This is a genomic window from Corallococcus sp. AB032C (assembly GCF_003668935.1).
Classification (GTDB): Bacteria; Myxococcota; Myxococcia; order Myxococcales; family Myxococcaceae; genus Corallococcus; species Corallococcus exiguus.
The window spans coordinates 81,277-104,861 of the sequence record NZ_RAWP01000012.1 but is presented as its reverse complement, the minus strand read 5'-3'; the positions used below and the strand labels follow the sequence as shown (position 1 = coordinate 104,861).

At 69.7% G+C, this 23,585-nt stretch carries 19 protein-coding genes; 3 read left to right on the top strand and 16 right to left on the bottom strand.

Features of this window, described 5'->3' with window-relative positions:
• Nucleotides 1–33: 33 nt before the first annotated feature.
• The 12 genes from tssB to trpS all read right to left on the bottom strand — a co-directional run bounded on the left by tssB (nucleotide 34) and on the right by trpS (nucleotide 15,683).
• Complete coding sequence (gene tssB, locus D7X99_RS07795) at nucleotides 34–681, bottom strand: type VI secretion system contractile sheath small subunit (RefSeq protein WP_121777204.1); 648 nt, start codon at nucleotides 679–681, stop codon at nucleotides 34–36.
• Nucleotides 682–817: 136 nt separating this feature from the next.
• Nucleotides 818–1,714 carry a hypothetical protein gene (locus D7X99_RS07790; RefSeq protein ID WP_120579049.1) on the bottom strand — a complete coding sequence of 299 codons (897 nt, stop codon included), beginning with the start codon at nucleotides 1,712–1,714 and terminating at the stop codon, nucleotides 818–820.
• Between the two features lie 5 nt (nucleotides 1,715–1,719).
• Nucleotides 1,720–2,796: a type VI secretion system protein IglI family protein gene (locus tag D7X99_RS07785; RefSeq protein WP_121777203.1), complete on the bottom strand. Its 1,077-nt coding sequence runs from the start codon at nucleotides 2,794–2,796 to the stop codon at nucleotides 1,720–1,722.
• On the bottom strand, nucleotides 2,789–3,175 hold the full coding sequence (locus D7X99_RS07780) for a DUF4280 domain-containing protein (protein ID WP_120599259.1): 387 nt from the start codon (nucleotides 3,173–3,175) through the stop codon (nucleotides 2,789–2,791). Before D7X99_RS07780 ends, D7X99_RS07785 begins: the two co-directional genes overlap by 8 nt.
• 13 nt (nucleotides 3,176–3,188) lie before the next feature.
• A complete protein-coding gene (locus D7X99_RS07775; RefSeq protein WP_121777202.1) occupies nucleotides 3,189–4,904 on the bottom strand; it encodes an AMP-binding protein in 1,716 nt (571 codons plus the stop codon).
• A gap of 6 nt (nucleotides 4,905–4,910) precedes the next feature.
• Complete coding sequence (locus D7X99_RS07770) at nucleotides 4,911–5,825, bottom strand: hypothetical protein (protein ID WP_147476060.1); 915 nt, start codon at nucleotides 5,823–5,825, stop codon at nucleotides 4,911–4,913.
• 108 nt (nucleotides 5,826–5,933) lie between these two features.
• Nucleotides 5,934–7,832 (bottom strand): cyclic nucleotide-binding domain-containing protein, encoded by a 1,899-nt coding sequence (locus D7X99_RS07765; protein WP_121777200.1) that lies wholly within the window; start codon nucleotides 7,830–7,832, stop codon nucleotides 5,934–5,936.
• The gene (locus tag D7X99_RS07760) at nucleotides 7,833–9,950 is read right to left on the bottom strand and encodes a HEAT repeat domain-containing protein (protein ID WP_121777199.1); all 2,118 of its coding nucleotides are present in this window, start codon (nucleotides 9,948–9,950) and stop codon (nucleotides 7,833–7,835) included.
• A gap of 97 nt (nucleotides 9,951–10,047) precedes the next feature.
• Entirely contained in the window at nucleotides 10,048–12,639 is a 2,592-nt protein-coding gene (locus tag D7X99_RS07755) for a pseudouridine synthase (protein ID WP_121777198.1), read from the bottom strand.
• 27 nt (nucleotides 12,640–12,666) lie between these two features.
• Nucleotides 12,667–13,668: an SMC-Scp complex subunit ScpB gene (scpB, locus tag D7X99_RS07750; RefSeq protein ID WP_120580751.1), complete on the bottom strand. Its 1,002-nt coding sequence runs from the start codon at nucleotides 13,666–13,668 to the stop codon at nucleotides 12,667–12,669.
• Nucleotides 13,655–14,530, bottom strand: coding sequence for a ScpA family protein (locus tag D7X99_RS07745; RefSeq protein ID WP_120580752.1), 876 nt, complete (start codon nucleotides 14,528–14,530; stop codon nucleotides 13,655–13,657). Before D7X99_RS07745 ends, scpB begins: the two co-directional genes overlap by 14 nt.
• Before the next feature lie 139 nt (nucleotides 14,531–14,669).
• Nucleotides 14,670–15,683, bottom strand: coding sequence for a tryptophan--tRNA ligase (gene trpS, locus D7X99_RS07740; protein WP_121777197.1), 1,014 nt, complete (start codon nucleotides 15,681–15,683; stop codon nucleotides 14,670–14,672).
• 245 nt (nucleotides 15,684–15,928) lie between these two features.
• On the opposite strand from trpS, the gene D7X99_RS07735 reads away from it, so the two are divergent.
• Together D7X99_RS07735 and D7X99_RS07730 are read left to right on the top strand one after the other, a co-directional pair.
• Nucleotides 15,929–17,116, top strand: a complete 1,188-nt coding sequence (locus D7X99_RS07735) for a DUF4388 domain-containing protein (RefSeq protein WP_121777196.1) — start codon at nucleotides 15,929–15,931, stop codon at nucleotides 17,114–17,116.
• Nucleotides 17,117–17,120: 4 nt separating this feature from the next.
• A complete protein-coding gene (locus tag D7X99_RS07730; RefSeq protein WP_121777195.1) occupies nucleotides 17,121–18,095 on the top strand; it encodes an RNA ligase family protein in 975 nt (324 codons plus the stop codon).
• Nucleotides 18,096–18,101: 6 nt separating this feature from the next.
• Here D7X99_RS07730 and D7X99_RS07725 read toward each other — a convergent pair whose 3' ends face one another.
• Nucleotides 18,102–18,464, bottom strand: a complete 363-nt coding sequence (locus tag D7X99_RS07725) for a DUF2019 domain-containing protein (protein ID WP_121777194.1) — start codon at nucleotides 18,462–18,464, stop codon at nucleotides 18,102–18,104.
• 335 nt (nucleotides 18,465–18,799) lie between these two features.
• Between D7X99_RS07725 and D7X99_RS07715 the strand changes: the two genes are divergently transcribed.
• Nucleotides 18,800–19,105 (top strand): hypothetical protein, encoded by a 306-nt coding sequence (locus tag D7X99_RS07715; RefSeq protein WP_158626948.1) that lies wholly within the window; start codon nucleotides 18,800–18,802, stop codon nucleotides 19,103–19,105.
• A gap of 18 nt (nucleotides 19,106–19,123) precedes the next feature.
• On the opposite strand, the gene D7X99_RS07710 is transcribed toward D7X99_RS07715, so the two are convergent.
• From D7X99_RS07710 to D7X99_RS07700, 3 genes are all read right to left on the bottom strand, one after another.
• Complete coding sequence (locus D7X99_RS07710; RefSeq protein ID WP_121777192.1) at nucleotides 19,124–19,867, bottom strand: glutathione S-transferase family protein; 744 nt, start codon at nucleotides 19,865–19,867, stop codon at nucleotides 19,124–19,126.
• A 62-nt stretch (nucleotides 19,868–19,929) separates the two neighbouring features.
• Nucleotides 19,930–21,852, bottom strand: a complete 1,923-nt coding sequence (locus D7X99_RS07705; protein WP_121777191.1) for a hypothetical protein — start codon at nucleotides 21,850–21,852, stop codon at nucleotides 19,930–19,932.
• Between the two features lie 24 nt (nucleotides 21,853–21,876).
• Nucleotides 21,877–23,400 (bottom strand): hypothetical protein, encoded by a 1,524-nt coding sequence (locus D7X99_RS07700; protein WP_147476059.1) that lies wholly within the window; start codon nucleotides 23,398–23,400, stop codon nucleotides 21,877–21,879.
• Between the last annotated feature and the right edge of the window lie 185 nt (nucleotides 23,401–23,585).

Genomic DNA, 23,585 nt, shown 5'->3' with positions numbered 1-23,585 from the left:
CCTTTTAGAAGTCGAAGGGGTTGGGAAGGCGGATCAGGAAGCGGCCGGGGGCTTGGCGCCCGCGGCGACGGTGGCGGCGACCGCGGCCGTGGCGGCGGCGGCACCCCCGGCGGGCTTGCCAGCGGCGGCGGCGGCACCGGCGGCGGCGGGCGCGTCCGTCTTCGCCGTCTCTCCGGCGGGCAGGCGCATGGTCTCGTAGCCCTTCAGCTCGTTGAGCAGCTCCTTGAGCGCATCCGGCTTGGAGAACAGCTCGTAGAGCTCGCGGCGCAGGTCCTTGCGGTTGTCGATGTTCGACTGCATCTCCACGAGGAGCGTCTTCAGGAGCAGCAGCGCCTTGAGCTTCGGCACGTGCTTGACGATCTCATCCGGGTGGAAGGACTTCATCCGGTCGATGGGGAGCGTGACGTTCAGCTCCTCCTCCACGTCCGGGTTGATGCGGTTGGCGACCTGGAAGTTGGCGGACATCTTCATGTCCTTCATCAACTCGTCCAGGTTGCGGCCGTCCACGGAGCGCAGCTTGCGCGTCTCCAGGTCCGTCTTGCGGTCCTCGGAGGTCCCCAGCGAGTAGTCGCCCATGACCAGGAGGCGCAACGGCAGGTTCACCGTCTCCTGCTCGCCGTTGATGGTGGTCCGGTACGTGAGGGTGATGCGGGATTTGGGAAGCTGGTCCTGAATGGCCACGGTGACTCCCTGACAATCGCAGAGCGTTTGATTCCCCCCGTCCTACTGGAGCCGCCCCGGGAGTACGCCCTGCCGAGTGAACATTTACAGCCTAGGCGCGATCAGGAATTCCCGTCAACCAGCCGACATGACAGGTCTACCGGGGTTCCGATGATCGCAGTTGAGCGGTGTCCCCCGTGAACAGGAGGACCTCCTGGGTCTGTTCCGGACCGCCTACCAGCGGCTCGTAGCCCAGGTGACTTCCGTCGATGAGCCGGGCGTAGCTGCTCTGATCACGCAGGCACAGGATGACGGCGAGCACGAGCGGGGTCTCCGCCAGGCTCGGGAGGATGCGGGCGTTGAGGCGCCGGCGGGCCTCCACGGCCCAGGGGGTGCCGGTGCCGGAGTGCGGCTCGTTGAGGAACAGCCGCACCTCCACCCCGCCCGTGGGAACGGTGGCGAAGCCGCCCACCGCGCTGCCGTCTCCGAGCGCGGCGGCGCCCAGGCGGATGCCCTTGGCTTCGATGCGCTGGCGGCGCGTCTCGCGGCGCACCACCACCTCCGCCTCCGGGAAGACCTTGGCGAACAGCCAGTGCAGGCTGCTGGGGCACGCGAGGCGAAGCAGGCGCAGCCGGTGCGCGGTGGAGTGCTCCCAGCCGGGCAGCAGGGATTCGTCGCGATCAGGAAACTGGCCCGCGAAGCGGGTCCGCAGCAACAGGTGGTCGAAGTAACCCAGGAAGTCAGCCATCGTGTCCTGCTCCAGGCGATCCATGGCCTGGAAGAGGAAGGATGGCAGCGGCGTCTGGAGACTGAGCAGGCCCAGGTTGACGGTGATCACCACGCGCTTGCGCGGGTGGCGGGTGAATTCAATGGCATGCACCAGGTGGGGTTGGTGCACGGTGCTGCGGTGGCTGCGGAACTCCACCTCCGCCTCGCCGTAGCCTTCCTTGGCGAGCAGGTCCAGGAGGGCCGGCACGTCGAAGCTGCGGATGCGCTCGCTGATGCGCTCCTCGACGGTGAGCTTGCGGTTCGGCTGTTCGCGCTCCAGTGCCATGGGGGCTATTCGTCGAATTCCGAGCCGCCGCCGCGCGGCTGGCGCTGCTGGGCGACGAGGAACGCGTCCAGGTCCACGCGGTAGAGCTGATCCATGGCGCGGAAGGACAGCGTCTCCGTGTTGTGCAGCATGGGTTCAATGGCTTCCGCGTGCTGTGCCAGGCCATTGAAGAAGCCGGAGAAGAGCTGCGGCAGGAACACGCGCGGGTCGAAGCGCTCCACGGTGGCGAGCACGTCCACGGCGATGACGCTCGCCTTGGAGTAGTCCTCTTTCTCCACCAGCGCCTCAAAGGCAGACAGCTTGCGGACCAGCAGCGCGAGCGCGGGAGACATGGGCACGCTGGGGCCGGAGTCCTGTTCCACCTGGCGGACGGCCTTCTTGCGGCGCGCGGGGCGGACCTCCTCTTCCTCCTCCCCTTCGTCGTCCTCTTCCTCTTCGTCCGGAGCGGCGGCGAGCTCGGGCTCCGGGGCCTCGGGCTGGGGCTCCTCCGGCGGGGGCAGGAAGGGCACGCCCTGGGCGTGGGAGCGCAGCGCGCCCAGCAGCGAGCGCATGGCGTCCATGCACGCGGGCTTCTGCAGGATGGCGAGCGCGGCGATGAGTGGGTCCCCGAGGGTCAGGGCTTCCTCGATGGGCTCGCGATTGCCGGGCGCGGTCCAGGCCTGCCACTGCGCGTCCTTGAGGCGCGAGTGGTGTTCCAGGTGCTTGCCCATCATCTTCAGCAGCCAGCGCAGGCCGGTGTCCGCGAAGACGAGCTTCTTCTCCATCGGGCCGAAGAAGTCCCAGTTCTCCGTCAGCGTGCGCTTGAGGGAGCGGAACAGGACGGGCAGCGCCTTCATGCCCTCCGCGACGAAGTGGCCGAAGAGGTACGGCCCCACCACGCGCACGTCGCGCACGCCCTGGCGCAGGAGCCCCGCGGCGGCACGGGCCGCGTCCGCGTACTCGCTCTTGGCGACGAAGCCGGTGATGGCCTCCAGGCGCGGATCCGGGCCCTCGGACTCGTCGAGCGGCACGGGGGCGGTGGTGAACTCCACGTCGAGCAGCGTGAAGTCGACGGCCTCCAACACCTGCGCGGGGCTACCCATCGATGGCCACCATCTGTCCGGGGGAGACGACCTGGATGACGCCGCCGTAGCTGCACATGCACTTGGAGTTGCTCTCCAGCGCCGGCATGTTGCCGATGAGCACCTTGGGGCACCCGGGCACCCAGGGGGCCGCGGTGGCGGGGATGCAGGGCATGGGGGTGAGGACGCCGAGGGCCGCCGCGGTCGCCGCCGCCACCATGGGGTTGGCCAGGGACTGGCACATGCCGAAGGGCAGCACGTTCAGGAACGGCTTGTTGTCCATGATGTTCGCCGCGGGCGTGGTGGCCATGATCCGGTTCACGGGCAGCACCATCAGCGACGAGGGCGCCATCCCGAAGCTGCATTGGAGCATCGCTCCCATCACGACTTGAGCACCCATGTGCCGTTCCTTTTCAGCGCGCTGGCGACGGATCATCTTCGCCCGAAGCCGCGGAGCTTTCCAGCAGTCGTCCCCGCAGGGCGGTGAGGGCCTGGAACATCGGGTCCTTCGCCTTCTTGTGTAGCGCGCCGGTGAAGAACTGCGAGGCGCACCACGCGTCGTCGACCGCGCCCTTCACCCGGTGGGGAAAGAGCGGGAAGAACTCGATCCGGTCGGGCAGGAAATCCCCGCCCAGCAACATTTCGATGCGTCGGTTTATCTCCTGCTCGCCGGACGAGGGAGCAGGCGTGGCCCCGGTAAAGGCCAGGAGGAGGAAGCGGGAGTGGCTGGCCAGGCCGCCGGTGGACACCGGCACCACGCTGGTGCCCGCGAGGAACGGCAGGCCCTCCAGCGCGGCGGTGACCTCCTTCGCGGAGTAGGTGCGGCCGTCGTGCCGGAAGCCCAGCGTGCCCGCGTAGTGGTAGCGCTGGCGGATCCGCGCGAGCAGGACGTGGCCCGGCGGGTATTCCTTGTCCGGCAGGAGCGTGAAGACGCCCACGTCCGTGGGAGCGCCCTGCCCGCTCTGGTTCGGATCCTTCAGCGTCCACGCGCGGCCTGGGACGGGGAAGACGTCCGTGTGCACGTCGGTGGTCGCCTCGCTCACGCCGCGCGAAGAGGCCAGCACCGCGCCGCCCGCGGACGCGTCGATGAGGATGTTGGAGGACGGCACGGCCTGGAGGCCGCACTGCTTCACCCACGCGCGCCACGCCTGGGCGTCGAAGGGCTCCTCCGGGCTGCGGAACCAGTGCTGCACGTTGCGCAGGGAGGCGCGGTGGCGCACGAGCAGGTCGCGCAGCTTCGGCGTGACGCCCAGGGCGCGCAGCGGGTGCTCCAGGAGCGGGGCCGGGTTGAGCGCCAGGTCCGCCATCTCCAGGTGCAGGTAGGTGGCGCCGCGCAGGAGCGTGGCGAAGAGGAGCGCCGGCAGGTGCTGGAGCACCGGGAAGTCCGGCGCCGCGAGGAGGTCCCCCGGCGAAAGGCCGAAGGTGAGCATCCCGTCGCCGATGGCGCCCTTCCACGCGTTCTCCGCGGTGAGGGGCACGGGCGTGTGCGGCGGATCCACCAGCGGAGAGAAGAGCAGCCCCACCACGTCCGAGGGCTTGTACGTGTGCGACGTGAAGCCCGGCGCTCCCCTCCCCTGGCTCTTGAGCAGCAGCTGCTCGTGGCCCTTGAGGAGTGGGAGCTGGTGGGGCTCCGCGGCGATGAAGTCCGGCGTCAGGGACTCCAGCCGCGTGGCCATGGCGCGCGGGCCCATGGGCGGCAGGAGCGTGAAGCAGCCGCCCAGTTTCAGCGTGGCCAGGAGCGACACGAGCAGCTCCTGCCCCACGCCGTGCACCAGGCACACCTTGGCGCCCGGCTCCACGCCCTGATCCGCCCACTCGCTGGCGCGGCGCGAGGCCAGGTCGTGCAGGGTGCGGTAGGCCAGGGCCTGCCAACCCTGGATGCGCTGGTGCGTGCGGAACGCGGGGCGCTCCAGCGCGACGTGGCGCACGATGAGATCGTGGAAGAAGTCGTACTGCTGGCCCGGGCGGCTCTTGGGCGGCGGGACGCCTCGGCCCGCGTGGGCCTCCGCGAGCGCCACGGCGAACCCTTCCGGATCCTCCCAGCTCTCCTGCCACCACTTCGGAGCGCCTGAATCCGGGGCGAAGCCGGCTTCCAGCTGCCGGAGGATGTCCTTCACGTCGAAAGGCATGGGTCTCTAGCGGGAGGGAAAGTCGAAGCCGACCTTCACCATGAAACGGACCTTGGAGCGCACGTTGCTTTCCGGGGCGTAGTCGATCGGGGTCGCCCCGCGCTTTCCTGGCGTCTGCTGCTTCGCGCGTTCGATGGACGTGGGCTCGACGGCGCGCACCAGCGGGTGGCGGGCCAGGAGCGGCGGCACGTGCATGTCCACGTCCCGGCCGAAGAGCCACGCGCCACAGCGCCAGAGGATGTCGTGGCGCCGGGTGAGCAGCGTCCAGAAGCGGTCTCGCGTCTCCGTGGCCTCGAAGAGCAGCGGCGAGCTGTCTTCCTCGCGGGCCTCTCCCGGGGCAGCGAGCAGGGCGCGCAGCTGCTGCGCCACGCGCTCCACTTCGTTCACGTCCTCGGGGGTGACAGGGGAACGGCCGGCGAGCTTCTCCTCGTGCCTGCGGAACAGCGCCACGAGTCCCAGGCAGTCCCCCACCACGTCGCGGTGGCCCTCTCCGTGAGCGGCGGCCACGTCCGCGGCGGCGAGGAAGGAGGACTCCGCGAGCGCCTCCGCGGTCTTGAGCAGCTTGCGGCGCAGTTGCTGGGCGCGGTCGAAGAGGGCTCCGAAGGAGCTGGCCCGCATGTCGCGCTGGACGCGCAGCGCGGCCCACGCCAGGCCCTGGGCGAGCAGCGGCAGTTCGCGCAGCTCCTCCACGTTCACACCCGGGAGCGCGGCGACCTCCGCCTCACGGGCGAGGACGCTCTCCACCCCGCGCTTCGTGTTGTGGAACGCGAGCGCGATGTTGGAGCGGCACTCCTCCACGGCGCCTTCGAGGGCGCGCGCAGGGGCCAGGAACATGTCATAGCCGGGCCCGGAGCCAATGGCTTCCAGCTCGGCGATGTCGTCGGGCCCCAATCCCGCTGTCGCGTGCTGGCCTCCAGCCATGCCGGGCAGGATAGCGGGCGCTTCCGGGCGTCACAACCTGGCGCCCTGGCTGGTTGCGTCAGGTGACTCGCGGGGTGGGATTGGGGGCCGGGGACCCGCGAGGGCAGGTCAGACGAGGATGAGGTCTTCGTCCTCGTCGTCCGGCGTCGTCCCCGCCTGGCTGTCCAGCACGTGCTGCGTGCGGCGCAGGCGTTCGTCGCTCAGGTCCGAGACGAGCATCAAGACCTGCGGGTGGCTGGAGATCAGCGAGTCGAAGTCCTCGCGCGGCAGGCGCAGCAGCGTGGTGTGGCGCGTGGCCTCCACGGTGGCGGTGGCCGGGGTCTTCTGGAGGAGGGAGATCTCTCCGAACAGGTCCCCTTCCTTCAGGGTCGACAGCCGCTGCCCGCCCTTGTGGACCTCCACCTCGCCGGAGAGGACGACGTAGAGGCCGTCCGTGGCGTCGCCTTCGCGGATGATGACTTCGCCGCGCTCCACGTCGCGGGCCCGGAAGCGCTCCACCAGGTTGCGGCGATCCTTGCGGTTGAAGGGGCGGAACAGCGCGGAGCTGTTCATCACGTTCGCGAGGAGCCGCTCGCGGCAGAATTTCTTGAGGGCCTTCGCCACGGGCGGATGGCTGCGCGAGAGCGTGGCCAGGACGGCGGCGGAGATTTCGAGCACCTGCGTGTCGTCGGACGCGGACTCCACGGAGGCCGCGCGCGGGGCTCCGGACAGGAGCGCCATCTCGCCGAAGAAGGCGCCGACCTCCAGCGTGGCCAGGTCCTGGCGGCGGCCGTCCTCCTCGCGGAAGACGCGCACGTTGCCTTCGCAGATGACGTAGAAGGCGTCGCCGTGCGAGCCCTGCGCGAGGATGCGCTCGCCGGGGCCGAAGCGCCGCAGCGGGCAGCGTTCGAAGAGCTGGATGAAGGCGTCGCGCGGCAGGTCGGAGAAGAGCGGGATGGACGGCAGCGCGTCCCAGGTGCCCGAGGTGGGCTCGGCCTCCTCGGTCAGCTCGTAGACGGGCTCCTCTTCCTGCGCGTGTTCGGCCAGTCCCCGCTGGGCCGCCAGCTCCACCGCGTGCAGCAGCGAGTCCGCTTCGATCTCCAGCTCCGTGAAGCTGGAGACGCGCAGGGACGCGCGCCAGGGCTCCGGGGCTCCGGCGGTGGTGGGCACCACGGAGGCACCCGCGGCGACCGTGGCCGTGGGCTTGGACGGAGTGTCGACGCGGCGGGGGCGCAGGCCCGGGGGCGCGGCCTGTGAGAGAGGCTTCGGCGCGGTGGGGGTCGGCGTGGTTTCGGGGCCCGTGATGGGCGGCGCGAGCGCCTGCCAGCGTCCGCTGGGCGTCCGGATCTGGGGAAGCTCGGGCATGGGAGATGGGGACGGCGGTGCGACTCGGACGGACTGGCCTGCGGGCGCGGGTGGCGGCGCGGCGGCCTCGGTCACCGTTGGCGCCTTGGGCTCGTCCTGCGTGGGCTCGAACTCGACCTCGACGGAGAGGACCACCTCGGTGTCATCCGCGATGGGCGCGTTCGACAGGGCCAGCTCGGACGGGAGCGCATCCGACAGGTCCACCGGGGCTCCGCCGGCCTCCAGCGGCTCGGGGGGCACGGGCCTGGCGCTGGTGGCTTCGGGCGGAACCTCCCGAGGGGTGATGAGGCTCGCCGGAGTGGATGGGGGCGCGGCGTCCTTCGGCTTCGGCCTGGACGTGGCCGGCGTGCCTCTTCGCGCGTACAGGTCCGCGAGCATCTGCTGCACGCCCCGGTGGGACGGATCCAGTTCGAGGATCAGCTTGCTCGCGGCGATGGCGCGCGGGAGGAAGCCCTCCTTCGCGAAGCCCTCCGCCGCGGACTGGTACGCGGAGACGGCGCGGTCACGCTGCCCGGCCTTGGACCACGCATCTCCCATGCGCAAGCGGCTCTGGTGGTCCTTCGGCTCGGCCTGGCAGTAGTCCTCGTACAGTTCGGCGGCCTTGGCGAAGCGGCCCTTGCCGAAGGCCTCCGTCGCCTTGTCCTTGAGCGCGCGCGGCTCCATTCACTGCGCCCCGCCAGCCGCCGTGCCTTCCTTCGTCATCGAGGCCCCCGCCGCGACGCGGACCTCGCGGAAGTAGTCGCCCTTCAGCGCGTCCAGCGGCTCGGCCTGCGCGCCGGTGTTCATCTTGCGCAGCGCCGTGGCCGCCGCGGCCCGGATCTCCGGCAGGTCGTGGTACAGGTCCCGCCCCACCACCTCCGCGGACTTCGCGTCGCCCATGACGCCCAGCGCCAGCAGCACGTCGCGCCGGGCCACGCTGTTGGAGTCGTCCAGCGCCTTGAGCAGCGTGGGCACCGCGTCCTTCGCGCCCATCCGCCCCAGGAGCTGCGCAGCGAGCGCCGCCTCCGCCCCACCCTCCTTCACCACGCCCTGCAACGCCGCCGACGCGGACGTCGGCGGCGGCCCCACGCGCGTCAGCGCATCCAGGACCACCAGCTTCTCGCTGCCCATCTTCGGCAGCGACGCCACCAGCGCGAGCTGCCCGGCCTCACCCTGCTCCGCCAGCGCCAGCGCCAGCGTCTTCTGCAGCTCGCGGTCGGGCTCCAGGAGCGCCGTGCGGGTCACCTCGATGCCTTCAGGCCCCACGGACGCGAGCCCCACCAGCGCCGCCGCGCGCAGCACCGGGCTCGCGTCGTCCGTGTAGCCCTTGAGGATCTCCAGCGCTCCGGGCGCCTTGAGCGCACCCAGCGCGGTGAGCAGCGTGGCCAGCGGCTGCAGCTTCGCGGGCTCCACGTCGTCGCTCAGCTCCGAGGGGACTCGCGGAGGCACCACCACGCGCCCGGCCTCCTTGGCGCGGGCCGCGTTGAGCGCCTGGAGCCGCTCGAAGAGCTGCGCGTGCTTGGACGACCGGTTGTCTTCCTTCGCCTTCGCTACCTCCGCACGCGGGGCCGACGGATCCAGGTCCGCGGCGTACTTCCGTGGCAGCGCCTGCGGGATCCAGTCCGCGCGCAGCGCCGTGAGCCCGGCGACCTCCTGCTCGTAGAGCTTCTGGATGACGGGCACCACGGAGGCATCGCCCACGTGCGTCACCGCCTCCACCGCGAGCGTGCGCAGCCCGACGTCCGGCTGGTTGAGCCACGGCGTCACCTTGGGCAGCAGCGCCTGCGCCGCCGGGCCCAGGCCCGTCACCGCCTGGAGCCCTGAAGCCGCGGAGGCCGGGCGCGACAGCCGGTCCGCGATGGGGTCCGCCGGGCAGCCGCCTCGCGAACGCATGGCGCGGGCGGCGTCGAGGGCTTCGTCCCGGGCGCCGTCGAGCGCGATGGCGCACAACGCGGCGTCCGTCGCGGGCGTGCGCGGGAAGGTCAGGATGGCGTCGGTGGCCAGCGGGCTCACCGCGCTCTTCTCCACCGCCACCGCCTGGAGCTTCGTCGCGGCCGTCGGATCCTGAAGCTTCATCAGCGCGCTGATGGCGGACTCGCGAAGCTCCGGGAAGCTCTCGTCGAGGAGCAGCGCGATGGGGGCCACCGCGCGGGTGTCGCCCGCGTCACCCAGCCCGCGCACGGCGGCGGCGGCGAGGATGACCTGGCTGTCACGCACCATGGGGAGCAGCCGGTTCACCGCCTCCGGGCGGCCGCTCTTGCCCAGCTCCTCCGCGGCGCCCACGCGCTCCGGGAGCACGCCTTCGGTCAGGGCCAGGAGGTTGCGGTCCCAGAGGCCCTTGGATTCGGCGGCGACGACAGAGGCCATGGCGCCGGGGACGTTGGTGCTCTTGAGGGCCTGGACGATGACCCGGCGCGTGGCGCGGCCCCGCCGTCCGTACTGGAGCGTGAGGTACGCCTTGGCCTTGTCGTTCTTCACCTTGGCGAGCGCCAATGCGGCCTGGCCCTGCACGGCCTCGTCCGGATCCTCCAGGAGCTCTCCGAGCAGATCCACGACGCGCGGATCCTGGCTCTCCCCGAGCGCGCTGGCGGCTTCACCGCGGACGAAGGCGGAGAGGTCCTTGGCGGCGCGGGTGAAGAGGACCAGGTCGTCCGCGTTGTTCTGCTCGGCCAGCTTCCTGACGGCGGCGGCGCGGGTTTCGGGACGGGGATCCTGGATCTCCGCGAGGAGCTGATCCCGGTTGCCGTTGCACCCGACGAGGAGGGTCAGGGCGAGGAAGAGGGGTCGCACGCGGATTCGCATCGTTCTCCCGGAGCGGCGGACGCTGGAGGTAGGCGGCGGTTATATCAACGCCCTCCCGGGCCGCCCACCGACGGAGCGACCCAGGAGGAGGGGTGTTCTAGCGGGAGCGGCCACCACGAGGGGGCGGACGGCCTGCCCCTCCACGCTCGCCCGGGGGGGCCTTCCTCACGCCCGCGCGGACGATGCGCTCGCCGGTGCCGCTGGACGAGGACTCACCGCCGCCGCGAGACCGGCTGCCGGAGTCTTCACCCCGGGGCTTCCACTCGCGACGCTCGGGACGGTCTCCGCGAGCAGCACCGCCTGCACCGGCGGGCTTGCCGAAGCGGGCACCACCGCGAGGAGCACCGCCCTCCGCGCCGAAGCGGCCGGCGGGCTTGCCGAAGCTGCGGCCACGAGGAGCACCGCCCTCGGAGCGACCGGCACCAGCGGGCTTGCCGAAGCTGCGGCCACGAGGAGCGCCGCCCTCTTCACGACCGAAACGGCCACCACCGGCGGGCTTGCCGAAGCTGCGGCCACGAGGAGCGCCGCCCTCGTCTCCGAAGGAGCGACCGCGCGGGGCGCGCTCGTCACCGCCACGGCCCGCACCGGCGGGCTTGCCGAAGCTGCGACCACGAGGAGCGCCGCCCTCCGCACCGAAGCGGCCGGCGGGCTTGCCGAAGCTGCGGCCACGAGGAGCGCCGCCCTCGTCACCGAAGCTACGACCGCGAGGGGCACCGCCCTCGGAACGACCCGCACCGGCCGGCTTGCCGAAGCTGCGACCACGAGGAGCGCCGCCCTCTGCACCGAAGCGGCCGGCGGGCTTGCCGAAGCTGCGACCGCGAGGAGCACCGCCCTCGTCACCGAAACGGCCTGCGGGCTTGCCGAAGCTGCGACCACGAGGAGCTTCGTCACCACCCCGACCCGCACCGGCCGGCTTGCCGAAGCTGCGGCCGCGAGGCGCACCGCCCTCGTCACCGAAACGGCCAGCAGGCTTGCCGAAGCTGCGCCCGCGAGGAGCCTCGTCACCGCCACGGCCCGCACCGGCAGGCTTGCCGAAGCTGCGACCGCGAGGAGCGCCGCCCTCGTCACCGAAACGGCCAGCAGGCTTGCCGAAGCTGCGGCCACGAGGAGCACCACCCTCGTCACCGAAGCGGCCCGCGGGCTTGCCGAAGCTGCGACCGCGAGGAGCTTCGTCACCACCACGCCCCGCACCGGCCGGCTTGCCGAAGCTGCGACCGCGAGGCGCGCCGCCTTCAGCACCGAAGCGGCCGGCGGGCTTGCCGAAGCCGCGACCGCGAGGAGCACCGCCCTCGTCACCGAAGCTGCGCCCGCGAGGGGCACCGCCCTCGGAACGACCCGCACCGGCGGGCTTGCCGAAGCTGCGACCGCGCGGAGCACCGCCCTCGTCACCGCCACGGCCCGCACCGGCAGGCTTGCCGAAGCTGCGACCGCGCGGAGCACCGCCCTCGTCACCACCGCGCGCCGGCTTGCCGAACCGGCTACCACCGCGCGGCGCATCACCCTCGGAACGACCCGCACCGGCCGGCTTGCCGAACCGCGCGGCGCCACGGGGGGCACGCTCACCCTCGGGCTTGCCGGTACGGCCCGCGCCTCGCGCGGCCTTGCCGTAGGTGGCTCCCTCGGCGACGTCCGACTCCGCCTCGTCACCGTCGTCGTCGAACGTCGGCACGTCGTCCAGATCCGCGTTGTCGTCCGTCTCCAGCGTCGCCCCGCGCTTCGCGAACTTCGGCGGACGCGTGCCTCCGTCCTGCACGCCCTTCCACTCCTTGCGCTCCGGACGCGCCTCGCGAGTCTTGGGCCCCGTCGGAGCCTTCTTCGCCGCGCGCTCCGTCTTGCGCGGCGCGGCCGGTGCGTCGTCGTCCATCGACAGCTCGATGTCGTCGTCCTCCGCCCCGCCGAAGCCCGGCGCCGAACGCCCGTGACGGCGCGGCGGCAGCTTCAGGTCCGAGGACGCCGGCTGAGCACGGCCTTCCGCCACCTCCGTGAGCTGCAGCACTTCCGCGACCTTCAGCGGCCGCAGTTCGCCAGGGCGCAGCCCTTCCACGCCCACGCCCGCGTAGTTCGGACGGAACAGGCGCACCACCGGGTGCCCCACCGCCGCGCACAGGCGCTTGATGAGGTGCGGACGGCCTTCCGCCACGACGATCTTCAGCCAGGTGTTGCGCTCGGCCTTCTCGAAGATGTCCACGGACACCGGCGTGGCCATGCCGTCTTCCAGCCGCACGCCACCGCGCAGCTTCTCCAGCGTGGGGAAGTCCGGCACGCCCTTCACCTTCGCCAGGTACGTGCGCGGCACCTGGAAGCTCGGGTGCGTGAGCTTGTGCGCCAGCGCGCCGTCATCCGTGAAGAGCAGCGCTCCCTCGGCGTCGTAGTCCAGACGTCCCACGGGGAACAGGCGGCGGCCCGTCTCCTCCACATAGCTGGCCACCGTGGGCCGGCCCTGCGGATCCGACAGCGTCGTCACGACGCCCACGGGCTTGTACAGCAGGTAGTAGGACGACTCTTCCGGCGGCGTGACGAGCTTCCCATCGACGGTCACCAGGTCCACTCCGGGCTCCACCCGGCTGCCCAGCTCCGTCACCGTCTCGTTGTTCACTCCGACGCGACCGGAGGTGATGAGTTCTTCCGCGTGCCGGCGCGAAGCAACTCCCGCGCGAGCCAGGTACTTCTGCAAACGTTCCGCCGCCATTCCGTGCCTTCTTCCAGTTGCCGCCCATCACTCGGGCTTGGGGCCCTCGCTATCACCCTTCTCGGGCGAAGGGGGGCTTTCCAGGATGCTGGCGCTGACCTTCTGGCTCCGCTCCGCGGCCGCCATGGCCTCCTCCAGTTCCTCCAGGGCCGCCTCGCTGGCCGCCTCGTTCTTCTCCATCCGCTTCGTGAACCCCGGGTCCGACAGCGCAGCCACCGTCCCCGACGCCACCGGTACTGGCGGAGCCGCCTCCTTCTCCACGATTTCCCGGTGCTCCTGGGTCAATTCATGGAATTCACGGAGCGTGGGCAGCGCGGAGAGGTCCTTCAGCGCGAAGAACTCCAGGAACTCGCGCGTGGTTCCATAAAGAATGGGGCGGCCGACTTCTTCCCGCTTGCCCAGGATTTTCACCAGCTTGCGGTCCATCAGCGCCTTGAGCACCGCGCCGCAGTCCACGCCGCGGATGTCCTCCAGCTCCGGCCGGGTGACGGGCTGGCGGTACGCGATGATGGCCAGCGTCTCCACCGCCGCGCGGGTGAGCCGCTGCGGCTTCACCCGGAGGTAGCGCCGGACGTACTCCGCGGAGTGGGGGTCCGTGCGGAACTGCCACCCGCCCGCCACCTCGTAGAGGACGACGCCGCTGATGCCCTCGCGGTGGATGCCGGAGAGCTGATCCAGCGCCTGGAGGATGGGATCCCTCGGGATGCCGGTGGCCTGGTAGAGCTCGTCCACGGACAGGGGGCGCTCGGCGACGAAGAGCACGCTCTCCAGCACCGTGCGGATGCGGTCCGGGGAGAGGTTGCGGCTCTTGGCGAGCAGCTTCTCGAAGGAGGACTGGAGGTCCGGGACGTTCTCGGTGTCGTCCGAGTCCTCCTCGATGGCGGCCGCCTCCACCCCGTCCAGCTCCGCGTCGTCCGGGCCAGGGCCGGTGACCGCGGCGATCTCCTCCTCGGAGAACTGTCCGGGGCCGCCGGGCGTGCCGGGGGCGGGCGTCTCGTCACCGTCGTCGGGACCGTTACCGGTAGTCACTCTCGTCGACCTCCGTGGGGATGAGCTTTTCCAGCGCGTCCCCGTTGGGCGTCACCTGGATGGGGCCCAGGGGCTCCTCCTGGAAGACCTTGATGAGGCGGCGCTTCACCATCTCCAGCATGGCGATGAAGGTGATGACCACCTCCTGGCGCGTGGCCGCCTCCGTGAACAGCGCCTCGAACACCACCTGCCCGTCCTTCTTCACGCGCTCCGCCAACCGGAGGATGGCCTCGGACAGGCTGACGCGCTCCAGCACCACCTCGTGCTGCACCTTGGGCGTCAGCCGCTCGAGCACCCGGTCGAGCGCCTCCACCAGCTTCAGGACGGAGATCTCCTGGAGCCCCACCTCGTCCTCGGGGATGGGGACTGCCTCCACGGGCACCTTCCGGGCGAACACGTCCCGGTCCAGGATGTCCTGCTTGGCCAGGTGCTCCGCGGCGTCCTTGTACTTCTGGTACTCCAACAGCCGGCGCACCAGCTCCGCGCGAGGGTCCTGCGCCTCCTCCACCGCCGCGAGCGCGTCCGCCCCTTCCGGCACCTGGGCCGCGTCCTGCCGGGGCAGGAGCATGCGGCTCTTGAGGTGGGCGAGCGTGGAGGCCATCACCAGGAACTCCCCGGCGATGTCCAGGTTCAGCTCCCGCATCCGCTCCAGGTACTCGAGGTACTTGCCGGTAATCAGCGCCAGCGGGATGTCGAAGATGTCAACCCGGTGCTCCTTGATGAGATGGAGCAGCAGGTCCAGGGGACCTTCGAAGTTGGGCAGCGCCACCCGGAAGGCGTCTCCGGGCGTGCGCGGCAATCCCTCCCCGTCGGGGTCCGGCGGGAGGTCGTCCGGCGGTGGGGGCTTGCGACCTTCGCTCACCGGCCGGCGTCCTTCTGGGGGGATGGGAACTTCGTCATGCGTAAGGGTCCGAATTTCCGGCCTTTAGCGCGCGCCGGGGGGACAGACCTCCTTAGCAATGCCTCCCAGGGGGGTCAAACATTTGAACAGGAACGGGCGTTCAGGGGATTCCCACGGCCCGCCTCACCTGATCCATCAGGCGGGTGGCTTCCGCCCGGGCGCGGTCGGCGCCGTCCGCGAGGATGCGCTCCAGTTCGCCCGGGTCGTTGAGCAGCTCCTGCCGGCGCTGGCGGGCGGGGCCGAAGGTGACGTGGAAGGCCTCCAGGAGTTTCTTCTTGAAGTCGCCGTAGCCCTTGCCGCCGGCCTTCCAGGACGCGTCCACGTCGGAGAACTCGCCGGGCGGGAGCATCAGCTTGAGCAGGTCATACAGCGGCGCGTCCACGGTGGGCTTGGGCGCGTCCACGGGCGTGGAGTCCGTCTTGATGGACATGATGCGCTTCTTGATGTCCTTCTCCTCGCCGAACAGCTCCAGCGTGTTGCCGTAGGACTTGGACATCTTCTGTCCGTCGATGCCGGGCACGGTGGCGGCGTTCTCCTGCACGAAGGCGGCAGGAAGCTTGAGGATGCCGGGCGCGTGGCCCCGCTCCTTCCCTTCCGGATCCGCCGGGTCGTAGCCGGGGACGTACTGGGTGTTGAACTTCACGGCCCAGTCGCGCGCGAACTCGATGTGCTGGATCTGATCCTTGCCCACCGGAACCTGATCCGCGCTGTAGAGCAGGATGTCCGCGGACATGAGGACGGGGTACGCGTAGAGGCCGAAGTCCGCGCTGATGCCGCGGGCGACCTTGTCCTTGTAGCTGTGGGCGCGCTCCAGGTGGGCCTGGGGCACCACGGTGCCGAGGATCCAGTTGAGCTCCAGCACCTCCTTCACGTCGCTCTGGCGGAAGAGGACGGCCTTCTTCGGATCCAGGCCCAGCGACAGGTACGTGAGCGCCGCGTCGCGGGTCAGCTCCAGCGCGAGCTTCGGGTCCCGGACGGTGGTGAGCGCGTGGTAGTTGGCGATGAAGTAGTAGGCCTCGCCCTGATCCTGGAGCTGCACGAACTGCCGCATCGCCCCGTAATAGTTGCCGATGTGCAGCTTTCCGGACGACTGGACGCCTGAGAGAATCCGCATCGCGATTCGCGCTCCCAATGACGGGTGGAGGACACGGCTCGTTCGCACACCCGCCGTCATGCTGCAACCTTCCGTTGGGACGGGTGGGCCCTTCCAATGCCTGACACTCGCGCGCCCGGCTTCCCTGGAACATTTCGCCCGGGCAGGAAAAGGCCAGCAGTTTCAGGGGGTTGAGAGGGCTCAAGTCTCCCAGGTACCCTTGCGGCCGGCGCAGCACATCGGACCGCCTTGGAGGGCGCCCACGGATGGAAGCGTTCACAGGAAACCTGGCCAGCTACCGGCTCCAGTTGGTGTTGCCCCCGTTGTTCGCGACGCCTGGAGTGGAGGGGACGCTGCGGGTGGAGCGGGGCGCGGTGCGCCGGGAGTTCTACCTGCGGGACGGGCACCTGGTGGGGGTGGCCTCCACGGATCCGAGGGAGCATCTGGCGCAGGTGCTGGTGAACCTGCGCATCCTGGACGCGCCCCGGGCGGCGGCGGCGTTCGAGGCGGCGGAAGGGGCGAACCTGCCCTACGGCACGTTCCTGGTGCAGCGCTGCTTCGTGGGGCTGTCGCAGCTGACGGAGGCCATGGAGCACAAGGCGCGCGAGGCGCTGTTCGACTGCTACGCCTGGGAGTCGGGCGAGGTGGAGTTCACGCCGGGGCTGCCCTTGTCCGGGCGGGCGGTGGGCTTGCGGCTGCAGTTGAGCACGCTGCACCGGGACGCGGTGGCGCGGGTGCGGGAGTGGGCGCAGTTCCGGGACATCTTCCCGCGCCTGGACACCACGTTCCGGGTGTTCCGCGAGTTCGCGGTGGAGACGTTCTCCGAGGAGGAGGACGTGCTCCTGGACCTGGCGGCCGGAGGCGCGACGCTGGGCGAGCTGCTGGCGAGCGCGAGGGAGGCCCCGCTGTTCGCGGCGCGCTGGGTGCTGCATCTGTATCGGCGGGGAGCGTTGGCGCCGCACCGGTCGACGGGCCTCACGGTGGGCGAGTCCACGGAGTTCACGGAGCTGTTGGCGCTGGTGCGCGCGTTCCTGTCGTCGCGCAAGTACGACCTGGCGGTGGCATTGGCGGCGCAGGTGTTGGAGCGGGGGCCGGTTCCGGAGGCGCACGCGCTGTACCGCGAGGCGGAGGTGGGGCTGACGCTGGCGTTGAGTGACGCGCTGTTCGCGTTGGACGGGAGGCTGGTGTTCGAGCCCATCCCCCGCCCTGCCCCGGCGGATCTGACAGCGGACGACCTGTATCTCTATTCCAAGCTGAGGGGCAGCCGGAGCATCCGTCAGGCGTTGCGCACGGCGGCGATGGGCGAGCTGGCCGCGTCACGGTCCGTGGAGCGGCTGAGGGCCGCGGGGCTGATCCGCGTGGCTCCGCTGGCGCCGGGAGCGCCGGAGCCGGCACCGAGGCGGACGACGACGGATCCCTACGGTTTGAATCTGGGGGACCTGGGCGGAAACTGAGGCCATGCGCTTCCGACCCTTCCTGAAGATGTCCTCCGCGGGTGATGCCCGGGGGCAGGCCAGTCCTTCCGGGAGCTGGGTGGCACTGGAGAAGCTCCATGGCGCGCAGCTCGTCCTGGGCGTGCAGGACGGGGCGGTGCACTTTGGCAAGCGCAAGGCCTGGCTCGAGGAGGGGGATTCCTTCTTTGGATGGCAGCTGTTGCGCCTGTCCTTGAGCAACGCGGCGCTGGAGGCGGTCCGGACGCTGGGGCTCACTGACGCGCGCGTCTACCTGTACGGAGAGCTGCTGGGAGGCCGCTATCCCCACCCGGAGGTCCCGGCCGTGCCTGGAATGATGCCGGTCCAGACGGGCATCTGGTACGCGCCGGGCCTTCACTGGGTGCTGTTCGATATCCTCGTGGCCCGGTCGGACGAGGACGAAGGCGTGATGCTCTCGCATCGCGACGTGGAGACGGCCGCGAGGGCCGCTGGGGTGCTCGTCCCTCCCCTGGTGGCGCGAGGAACCCGGGCGCAGATGGAAGCCGCGCCGACGCGAGCGCTGACGCGGCTCCCAGCGATGCTGGGCCTGCCGCCGTTGGCCGACAACCATGCGGAGGGGCTCGTCATCAAGAGTGAGCAGCCCGTGGCACCAGGGCAGCGCGTCGCCTTCAAGCGGAAGATCGAGGAGTTCAACGAGGCCCGCTTCGACGAGAGCACGGCCTGGGATGCCCACCAGCGGTTGTCCATCACCGAGCTTCTGGATTGGTCATCGCGTCTGGTGAATCCCGCGCGGGTCTCCAGCGCCCTCTCGAAGTGCGGGCGCGACGATGCCGAGGCCGTGTTGAGCGAGGTGGAGCTGGATGTCCGGGTGGACCTGGAACTGGCCTTCCCCACCGCGTGTCAGGCCCTGGATCCGGCGAGCGAGGAGCGGCTGTCCGCCCATGTTCGTGAACTTGCCCGGCCGCTCATCCGGGAGGCCTTGGATGCTGCGGGGAGCTGAACCTGATCAAGGGAACTTGAGCGTGCCCTCGCGCCAGGCCTTGAGGACGTACTCCGCACGGAACCCGAGGAGCCCGGGACGCTTGGCGAGCCAGAGCAAAGTCGGCTCGCCAAGCTCGGGGGCGAATTCCAGGACATGGGCCGCGACGTGCATCCGGAGGGTTTCGTCCTCGCTTTTGAGCAGCGGGATGAGCTGGGACGTCGCATCACGGCTCCGGAGCTCCTGGTAGGCTCCCACGAGCTTGTCGTTGGCGCGGTTTGCTGCCCGCGAGTCGGCGGCCTCCAGGGCCTTCCCGTATGCGACCGACCCCTCCGCGTACCACTGGACGAGTTCTTCGATGCTGGCCTTCTGAAATTTGCGGGCACTCATGGGGCGACGCCATAGCGCATGAGGATCATCATCCCGAAGTCCTGTTGGGCCTGGAAGGATTGACGCTCAACCATTGCCGCACAGTCGTTTGTACTCCTGTGGTGAAGGGATCCTTCGATGAATAGTACCTGCTGATTTGTTGGTGGATGGCTTCGTCGATGGCGATCACGTTCTCGGTGTTGTGCAGGGCCTGGGGACCGAAGCGCTGCACGTCGCCGTCCGTCTGCTCGACGATGTGGTGCCACTGCTTCCCGGGGCCTGCCGGCCCACGTGCCCGCTTGAGGGCGCTGAAGGAGCCCCAGGAACTCGCACCGGCCGGTGGTGCTCCGCGCCCCATGTCCGCCATGGCAACCACCGTGGACGGAAGCGAGAGCGTGAGCAGCCTGCTCAGCATCCAGTTCCACGCCCGGCCCGACGACACGGAGGTCGGCGCGGTCATCACGTTCGCGGACTCGCGCCAGGTCATGGAGCACATCCGGAGGATCTCCGGGTGGCCGGAGTTCAAGGCGCTTCTCGGTGTCGCGAAGCCCGTGGACGTGCGCGTCTACGGGCGGCTTGGCGAGGAGGCGCAGGCCTGGCTCCGGACCATGAACGTCGTGAGCAAGGTCTTCGAAAGTCCCGTGGCGGGCTTCGTCCGGTGAGCCGGCCACCGGTCGCCATCAGCTCGCGGCGCGCAGTGGCACGCTCGCGGTCCGGGTCGCCACATCCACCCGCCCGAGCCACGCGCTCAAACGCTCGCGCCGATCCACCTCCGCGCCCTGCCAGGGCGTGAGCGGCGTCCGGAAGCTGTGCAACTGCCCGAACAGGGCCAGGTCCGCCACGCTCAGCGCCCCTGACAACCAGAAGCCCTGCTCCGGCGCCCGCGCGTCCAGCTGATCCAACAGCGCCCCGAACCGGCGCCAGCAGGCCTCCGGGCCCGTGCGCCAGACATCCCGCGCCACCAACCGCTCCACCTGCTTGCGCCGGATCAGCGTTGGAACCACCGCGCGCACCGGCGCCGGCATGAAGTGGAAGAACGTGGCGCGCGTCCGGGGCCAGTTGCGGTCATCCGCCCAGCGAGAGGCGACCAGGAAGCCGTTGAGCGACGTGTCCGCCAGCTCCTCCCAGAGCAGCGCCTCCGGCGACGCGTCGATGCGGCCCGGCGCCAGCTGCTGGATGCGCGCGAGGATGGCCGTGGAGTCCGGCACCGCCTCCGCTCCCACCAGCAACACCGGCACCTGTCCCGTGGGATTGTGCGCGCGGTGCGAGGCCGGGTTGTCCGCGCAGCCTCGCGCGTAGGGCAGCCCCGCGTACTTCAAGGCCCGGTGGGCCTTGAGGCAGAAGGGCGAGTAGCTCTCGATGCCCGGCAGGCCCGGGTCGGCCAGCTCCAGCAGGGTCAGGGGTGGCAAGGTGTTCGTGGTCATGACGCCACGGTAGGCCTCCCTTGTGACAGCTGTTTGTCAGGATAGTGCGAAGGCGGCCCGGCTCAGTCCTCCCGGAGGATGTCCGCCCACCTCAAGGTGGAGATCTCCTCCTGGAAGGGCGAGAGCATGAGCTTGCGGTAGTCCATCACCACCTGGGTCATCTTCTTCTCCAGGAACGTCCGGACGTCCTCATGGGTCTCGAAGTATTTGTCGATCTTCTTCAGGGCGTCCCGGATGTTCGCCATCTCGTCCCCGGAGTAGCCGTTGGTGAACTCCTCGCGCGTCCGCACGCGCATGAGGAAGTGGGTGAGTTCGTCCGCGACGACCGGAGGGATGAACTCGTGGTGCATGGCGATGAAGGCGGCGATCTCGTTCTTCGTGCCGCCCAGGAAGTTGACGTTCTTCGGATCCAGCGAGGCGCCGCTCAGGGTGTTGCAGTACGCCCGCATCACGTCCTTGAGCGCCGCCAACTGGCGCACGTCCGCGACGGATTGGATCGAATAGTTCGTCAGGGGCTTCAGCTTGCTCCCGAGCTTTCCTTGGGGTGAGACCAGCATGAAGGAAGCCGCGCCCAGGACGTCGATGCGGCATCGCTCCGAGAACCTCTTCCGGAGCCCGATGGCGGCCTCCTCCACGGAGTTCTTGCGCTGCGACAGGCTCCGGAAGAGCCAGCCTTCGTCGCAGATGAGCTCCAGCTCTGACTCTTTGACCCCTCGGCCCTCCTGTTTGAGGAGGTTGCTGCTGACCAGCAGCTTCGCCACCCCCGAAGGGCTGTCGTTCACCTCCTGGCCGATGCAGTAGACGTAGATGTCGACGTCTTTGATGTCCGCGACGGGCGTCTTCTTCTTCGTGATGACCTCGTCCTCGCCCTTGCCCTTCTTCTCATCCTCCAGCGAGTAGGCCTGCACGCGGAGCTGCGTGCTGCTGGTGCTTGCGACCTCCGCCAGGCTCACCCCCTTCTTGAATTGCGACGTGACGGACTGGTTCACATAGGTCCCACTCTTGGCGAGCTTGGGGGCGTGCACGAGCAGGGAGTTGGCGAGGATGTTCACTCCGGACCGCACCAGCCAGTGCACCTCATGGCCATAGCGGAGGGCCTGTTCTACCGCGTCGATCGCCGCGTTCCCGCCCTGGACGACGATCCGCTTGCGCTTCTTCCCGTTCGCCACGAGGAAGCGCATGAGCTGATCCATGTCCATGATCCGCCGGTCCCGCTCCCACCCTTTTGGGACCTTGATGCCGTTGGCCTCCGTGGGCTTGAGGTAGCTCCCGTTGCCAGTCATCAGGAGCAGCTCGCGGGCCTTGATGGGCGCATGCTCCTTCTCGAACTTCGCCGGCGTGAAGGTGATCTCGAAGTGCGCCTTGTCCTCGTCGTTGTCGTTGTCCGGCTTCCACTCGATCTTCGTCACGTTGCCCCAGAGACGGGTCAGGCCCAGGTTCATGGCGCGGCCGATGACGTTCAGCCACTCGTCCTTGAAGCTCTCGCGGGTCGTGTAGCCCTGGGACTGCTCGAACAGGACATCCTCTCCGACCACGGAGTCACTCGTGTTGAAGACCTTCTCCCACTCGGCCTTCACCGTGCTCCGGGACTGGGTGTTCTTGAAGGAAGAGAGCGGCCGGGTGCTGATCACCTGGCGGGTGTGATTGACGACGTAGTTGCCGCCTCGCCCCGTGTACTGGTCGCTCTTGCCGATGTGCCACGGATTGCTCATGCCGATGAGCACCGTGTTTTTGAACACGGCGCGCTTGGACGTGAGGTCCAGCAGCGACTTGTTCTCCGGGGCCGTCTGCATGTCGATGTCCTTGTCACCGACGAACATCAGGTGCTCCAGCGCCTTCTTGCGAGCCTCCAGGTTCTTGATCTTCCCGAACTGCTTCTGGAACTGCTCCCGGACGTCCGACGTGAGGTCGGACCCCATGCGCGCATCGAGGTAATACATGGCACCGCCACCGGCGCCGATGATGGCCTTGTCGAAGATGGACATGGGGTCCTCCCGGAGGTCACGGGCCTACTGGCCGTTGTACTTGAGGTCGCGCGGGTTGACGGGCTGCGTGCCGCGGAGCAGGTCTACGGCCTCGAAGGCCTTCATGCCGCTGTTGCCCTGCGTCGCCGCCTGCCACGCGGGCAGCGACTTGAATGCGAACACCATGTCGAAGTCCATGGGCACCGTCCCGGGATCCAGCGGCACGTTGCCCGGGTTGTTCTGGAACCACTTCATCCAGGCCGCGGAACCAGGCTGCTCGAGGACCAGAGCGTCGCCCACGACCGTCGGCGGCATCGTGGTGGTGGGCAACAGGAACGTCTTCATGGGCCACTCCGCCACGCTGTGGCAGCTCATGCACGACGAGGCCTGCACGGCCGGCACGATCTGCCCGTTGATGGAGGCCGGCGCGACCACCGCGCCGTCGTTCGGGCCAGACAGACGGCCGCCCCACCCCAGCGTCGCCGTGGAGTACGCGGGCGCCGCGGGGTTGATGACCGTCTCCTGCAGCGGCGTGCCCGGGTTCAGCGTGGAGTTGACGTTGGGATCATCCCCCCACATCGCGCCCAGGGGGATCATCTTGTCCCAGGGGGTGCCCGGCACTCGCATGTCGTAGACCAACGTGGAGAACACCCAGCCCGTCTTGGGCGACGACTTCGTGTCCTTGACGATGATGTCGAACTGCATGATCGACGCGTTCATCGTCACCGGCTTCGCGCCCGTGGGCCCGTTGGGCGGAGGCACGTAGACGGGCCACGGCGACGCGCCCTGCATCACCGGCCAGTCCTTCGCCAGCGCGCTGGTCAACGCCACCTTGATGACGATGGACCCTTCCGGGAACTGCGCGGACGTGTTGGTGAGCGTGGGGCTCATGGCCGTCTTGCCCCACACCTGCCCCAGCGCGTACGCCGCCACCTTGTCGTAGTAGGTCAGCACGTACGTCGTCATGTCGACCTTGAGGCCGGACGCGGCGAAGGTGGCCGCGGGGAACTCGGAGCCCACGTACGTGCCGTGGATGCTCTCCCGGATGGAGGCGAGCCACGGCTCGTTGTACCAACCCTCCTTCGCCGCATCCCACCGGGGATAGTTGTAGAGCAGCGTCTGCATGGACGGCGCGATGTAGGCCTTCAACGCGTTGACGTACGCGAGCGCGTTCGCCTTGGAGATGGGCTGCCCCTTGAGCGCGGCGATCCACGGCGGATTGGCCGGCGGCGCGACGGGCGTCTGCGGATAGTCGTGGCTCAGGCTGAACATCGGGCCCGAGTACTGCCAGGACGGCGGAATGCTGCCGTTGTTGTCAGCGAAGGGGTTGGCGTTCACGGAGTTGCGCTCGAACGCCTCGCGAGCCGCGGCGAACGGCGTGCGGGCCTTGCCGGGCTCCGCGGGAGCGGTGGCGGAAGCCGGCACGACGTTGGAGGTGGGTGCCTTCTTGGGCGGAGCCTTCGCTTCCGCCGCGTCGGCCTCCGGCACCTTGCAGCCAGAGAGGGACAGCGCCACGCAGCCGGTAAGGCTGAGGACGCCTGACATCAGGGATTGGCGAGAACGCTTCATGGACGAGCAGACCTTCGTGGGCCACACCGCGCCCGAGTGGGGTGGTACGCGAGACCGTGCGACAGGGCGGCGGACCCGCTGTCCGCCGCGTCCGTCCTGCACTGCACGTGGCGATCCACTTCCCAGGAATGCGTCGTTTCCTCTGCGAGCCGGCTTCGGAGGCACGCGCACGCGCTCGAAGCGCG

Coding starts and splice junctions, on each gene's coding strand:
- D7X99_RS07785 (WP_121777203.1), bottom strand. CDS start 2,796: ATGGGTAGCCCCGCGCAGGTGTTGGAGGCCGTCGACTTCACGCTGCTC.
- D7X99_RS07755 (WP_121777198.1), bottom strand. CDS start 12,639: ATGGCGGCGGAACGTTTGCAGAAGTACCTGGCTCGCGCGGGAGTTGCT.
- D7X99_RS07775 (WP_121777202.1), bottom strand. CDS start 4,904: ATGCCTTTCGACGTGAAGGACATCCTCCGGCAGCTGGAAGCCGGCTTC.
- D7X99_RS07710 (WP_121777192.1), bottom strand. CDS start 19,867: ATGACCACGAACACCTTGCCACCCCTGACCCTGCTGGAGCTGGCCGAC.
- D7X99_RS07715 (WP_158626948.1), top strand. CDS start 18,800: ATGTCCGCCATGGCAACCACCGTGGACGGAAGCGAGAGCGTGAGCAGC.
- trpS (WP_121777197.1), bottom strand. CDS start 15,683: ATGCGGATTCTCTCAGGCGTCCAGTCGTCCGGAAAGCTGCACATCGGC.
- D7X99_RS07730 (WP_121777195.1), top strand. CDS start 17,121: ATGCGCTTCCGACCCTTCCTGAAGATGTCCTCCGCGGGTGATGCCCGG.
- D7X99_RS07770 (WP_147476060.1), bottom strand. CDS start 5,825: ATGGCTGGAGGCCAGCACGCGACAGCGGGATTGGGGCCCGACGACATC.
- D7X99_RS07735 (WP_121777196.1), top strand. CDS start 15,929: ATGGAAGCGTTCACAGGAAACCTGGCCAGCTACCGGCTCCAGTTGGTG.
- D7X99_RS07700 (WP_147476059.1), bottom strand. CDS start 23,400: ATGAAGCGTTCTCGCCAATCCCTGATGTCAGGCGTCCTCAGCCTTACC.
- D7X99_RS07790 (WP_120579049.1), bottom strand. CDS start 1,714: ATGGCACTGGAGCGCGAACAGCCGAACCGCAAGCTCACCGTCGAGGAG.
- D7X99_RS07765 (WP_121777200.1), bottom strand. CDS start 7,832: ATGGAGCCGCGCGCGCTCAAGGACAAGGCGACGGAGGCCTTCGGCAAG.
- D7X99_RS07780 (WP_120599259.1), bottom strand. CDS start 3,175: ATGGGTGCTCAAGTCGTGATGGGAGCGATGCTCCAATGCAGCTTCGGG.
- D7X99_RS07725 (WP_121777194.1), bottom strand. CDS start 18,464: ATGAGTGCCCGCAAATTTCAGAAGGCCAGCATCGAAGAACTCGTCCAG.
- D7X99_RS07760 (WP_121777199.1), bottom strand. CDS start 9,950: ATGCGAATCCGCGTGCGACCCCTCTTCCTCGCCCTGACCCTCCTCGTC.
- D7X99_RS07705 (WP_121777191.1), bottom strand. CDS start 21,852: ATGTCCATCTTCGACAAGGCCATCATCGGCGCCGGTGGCGGTGCCATG.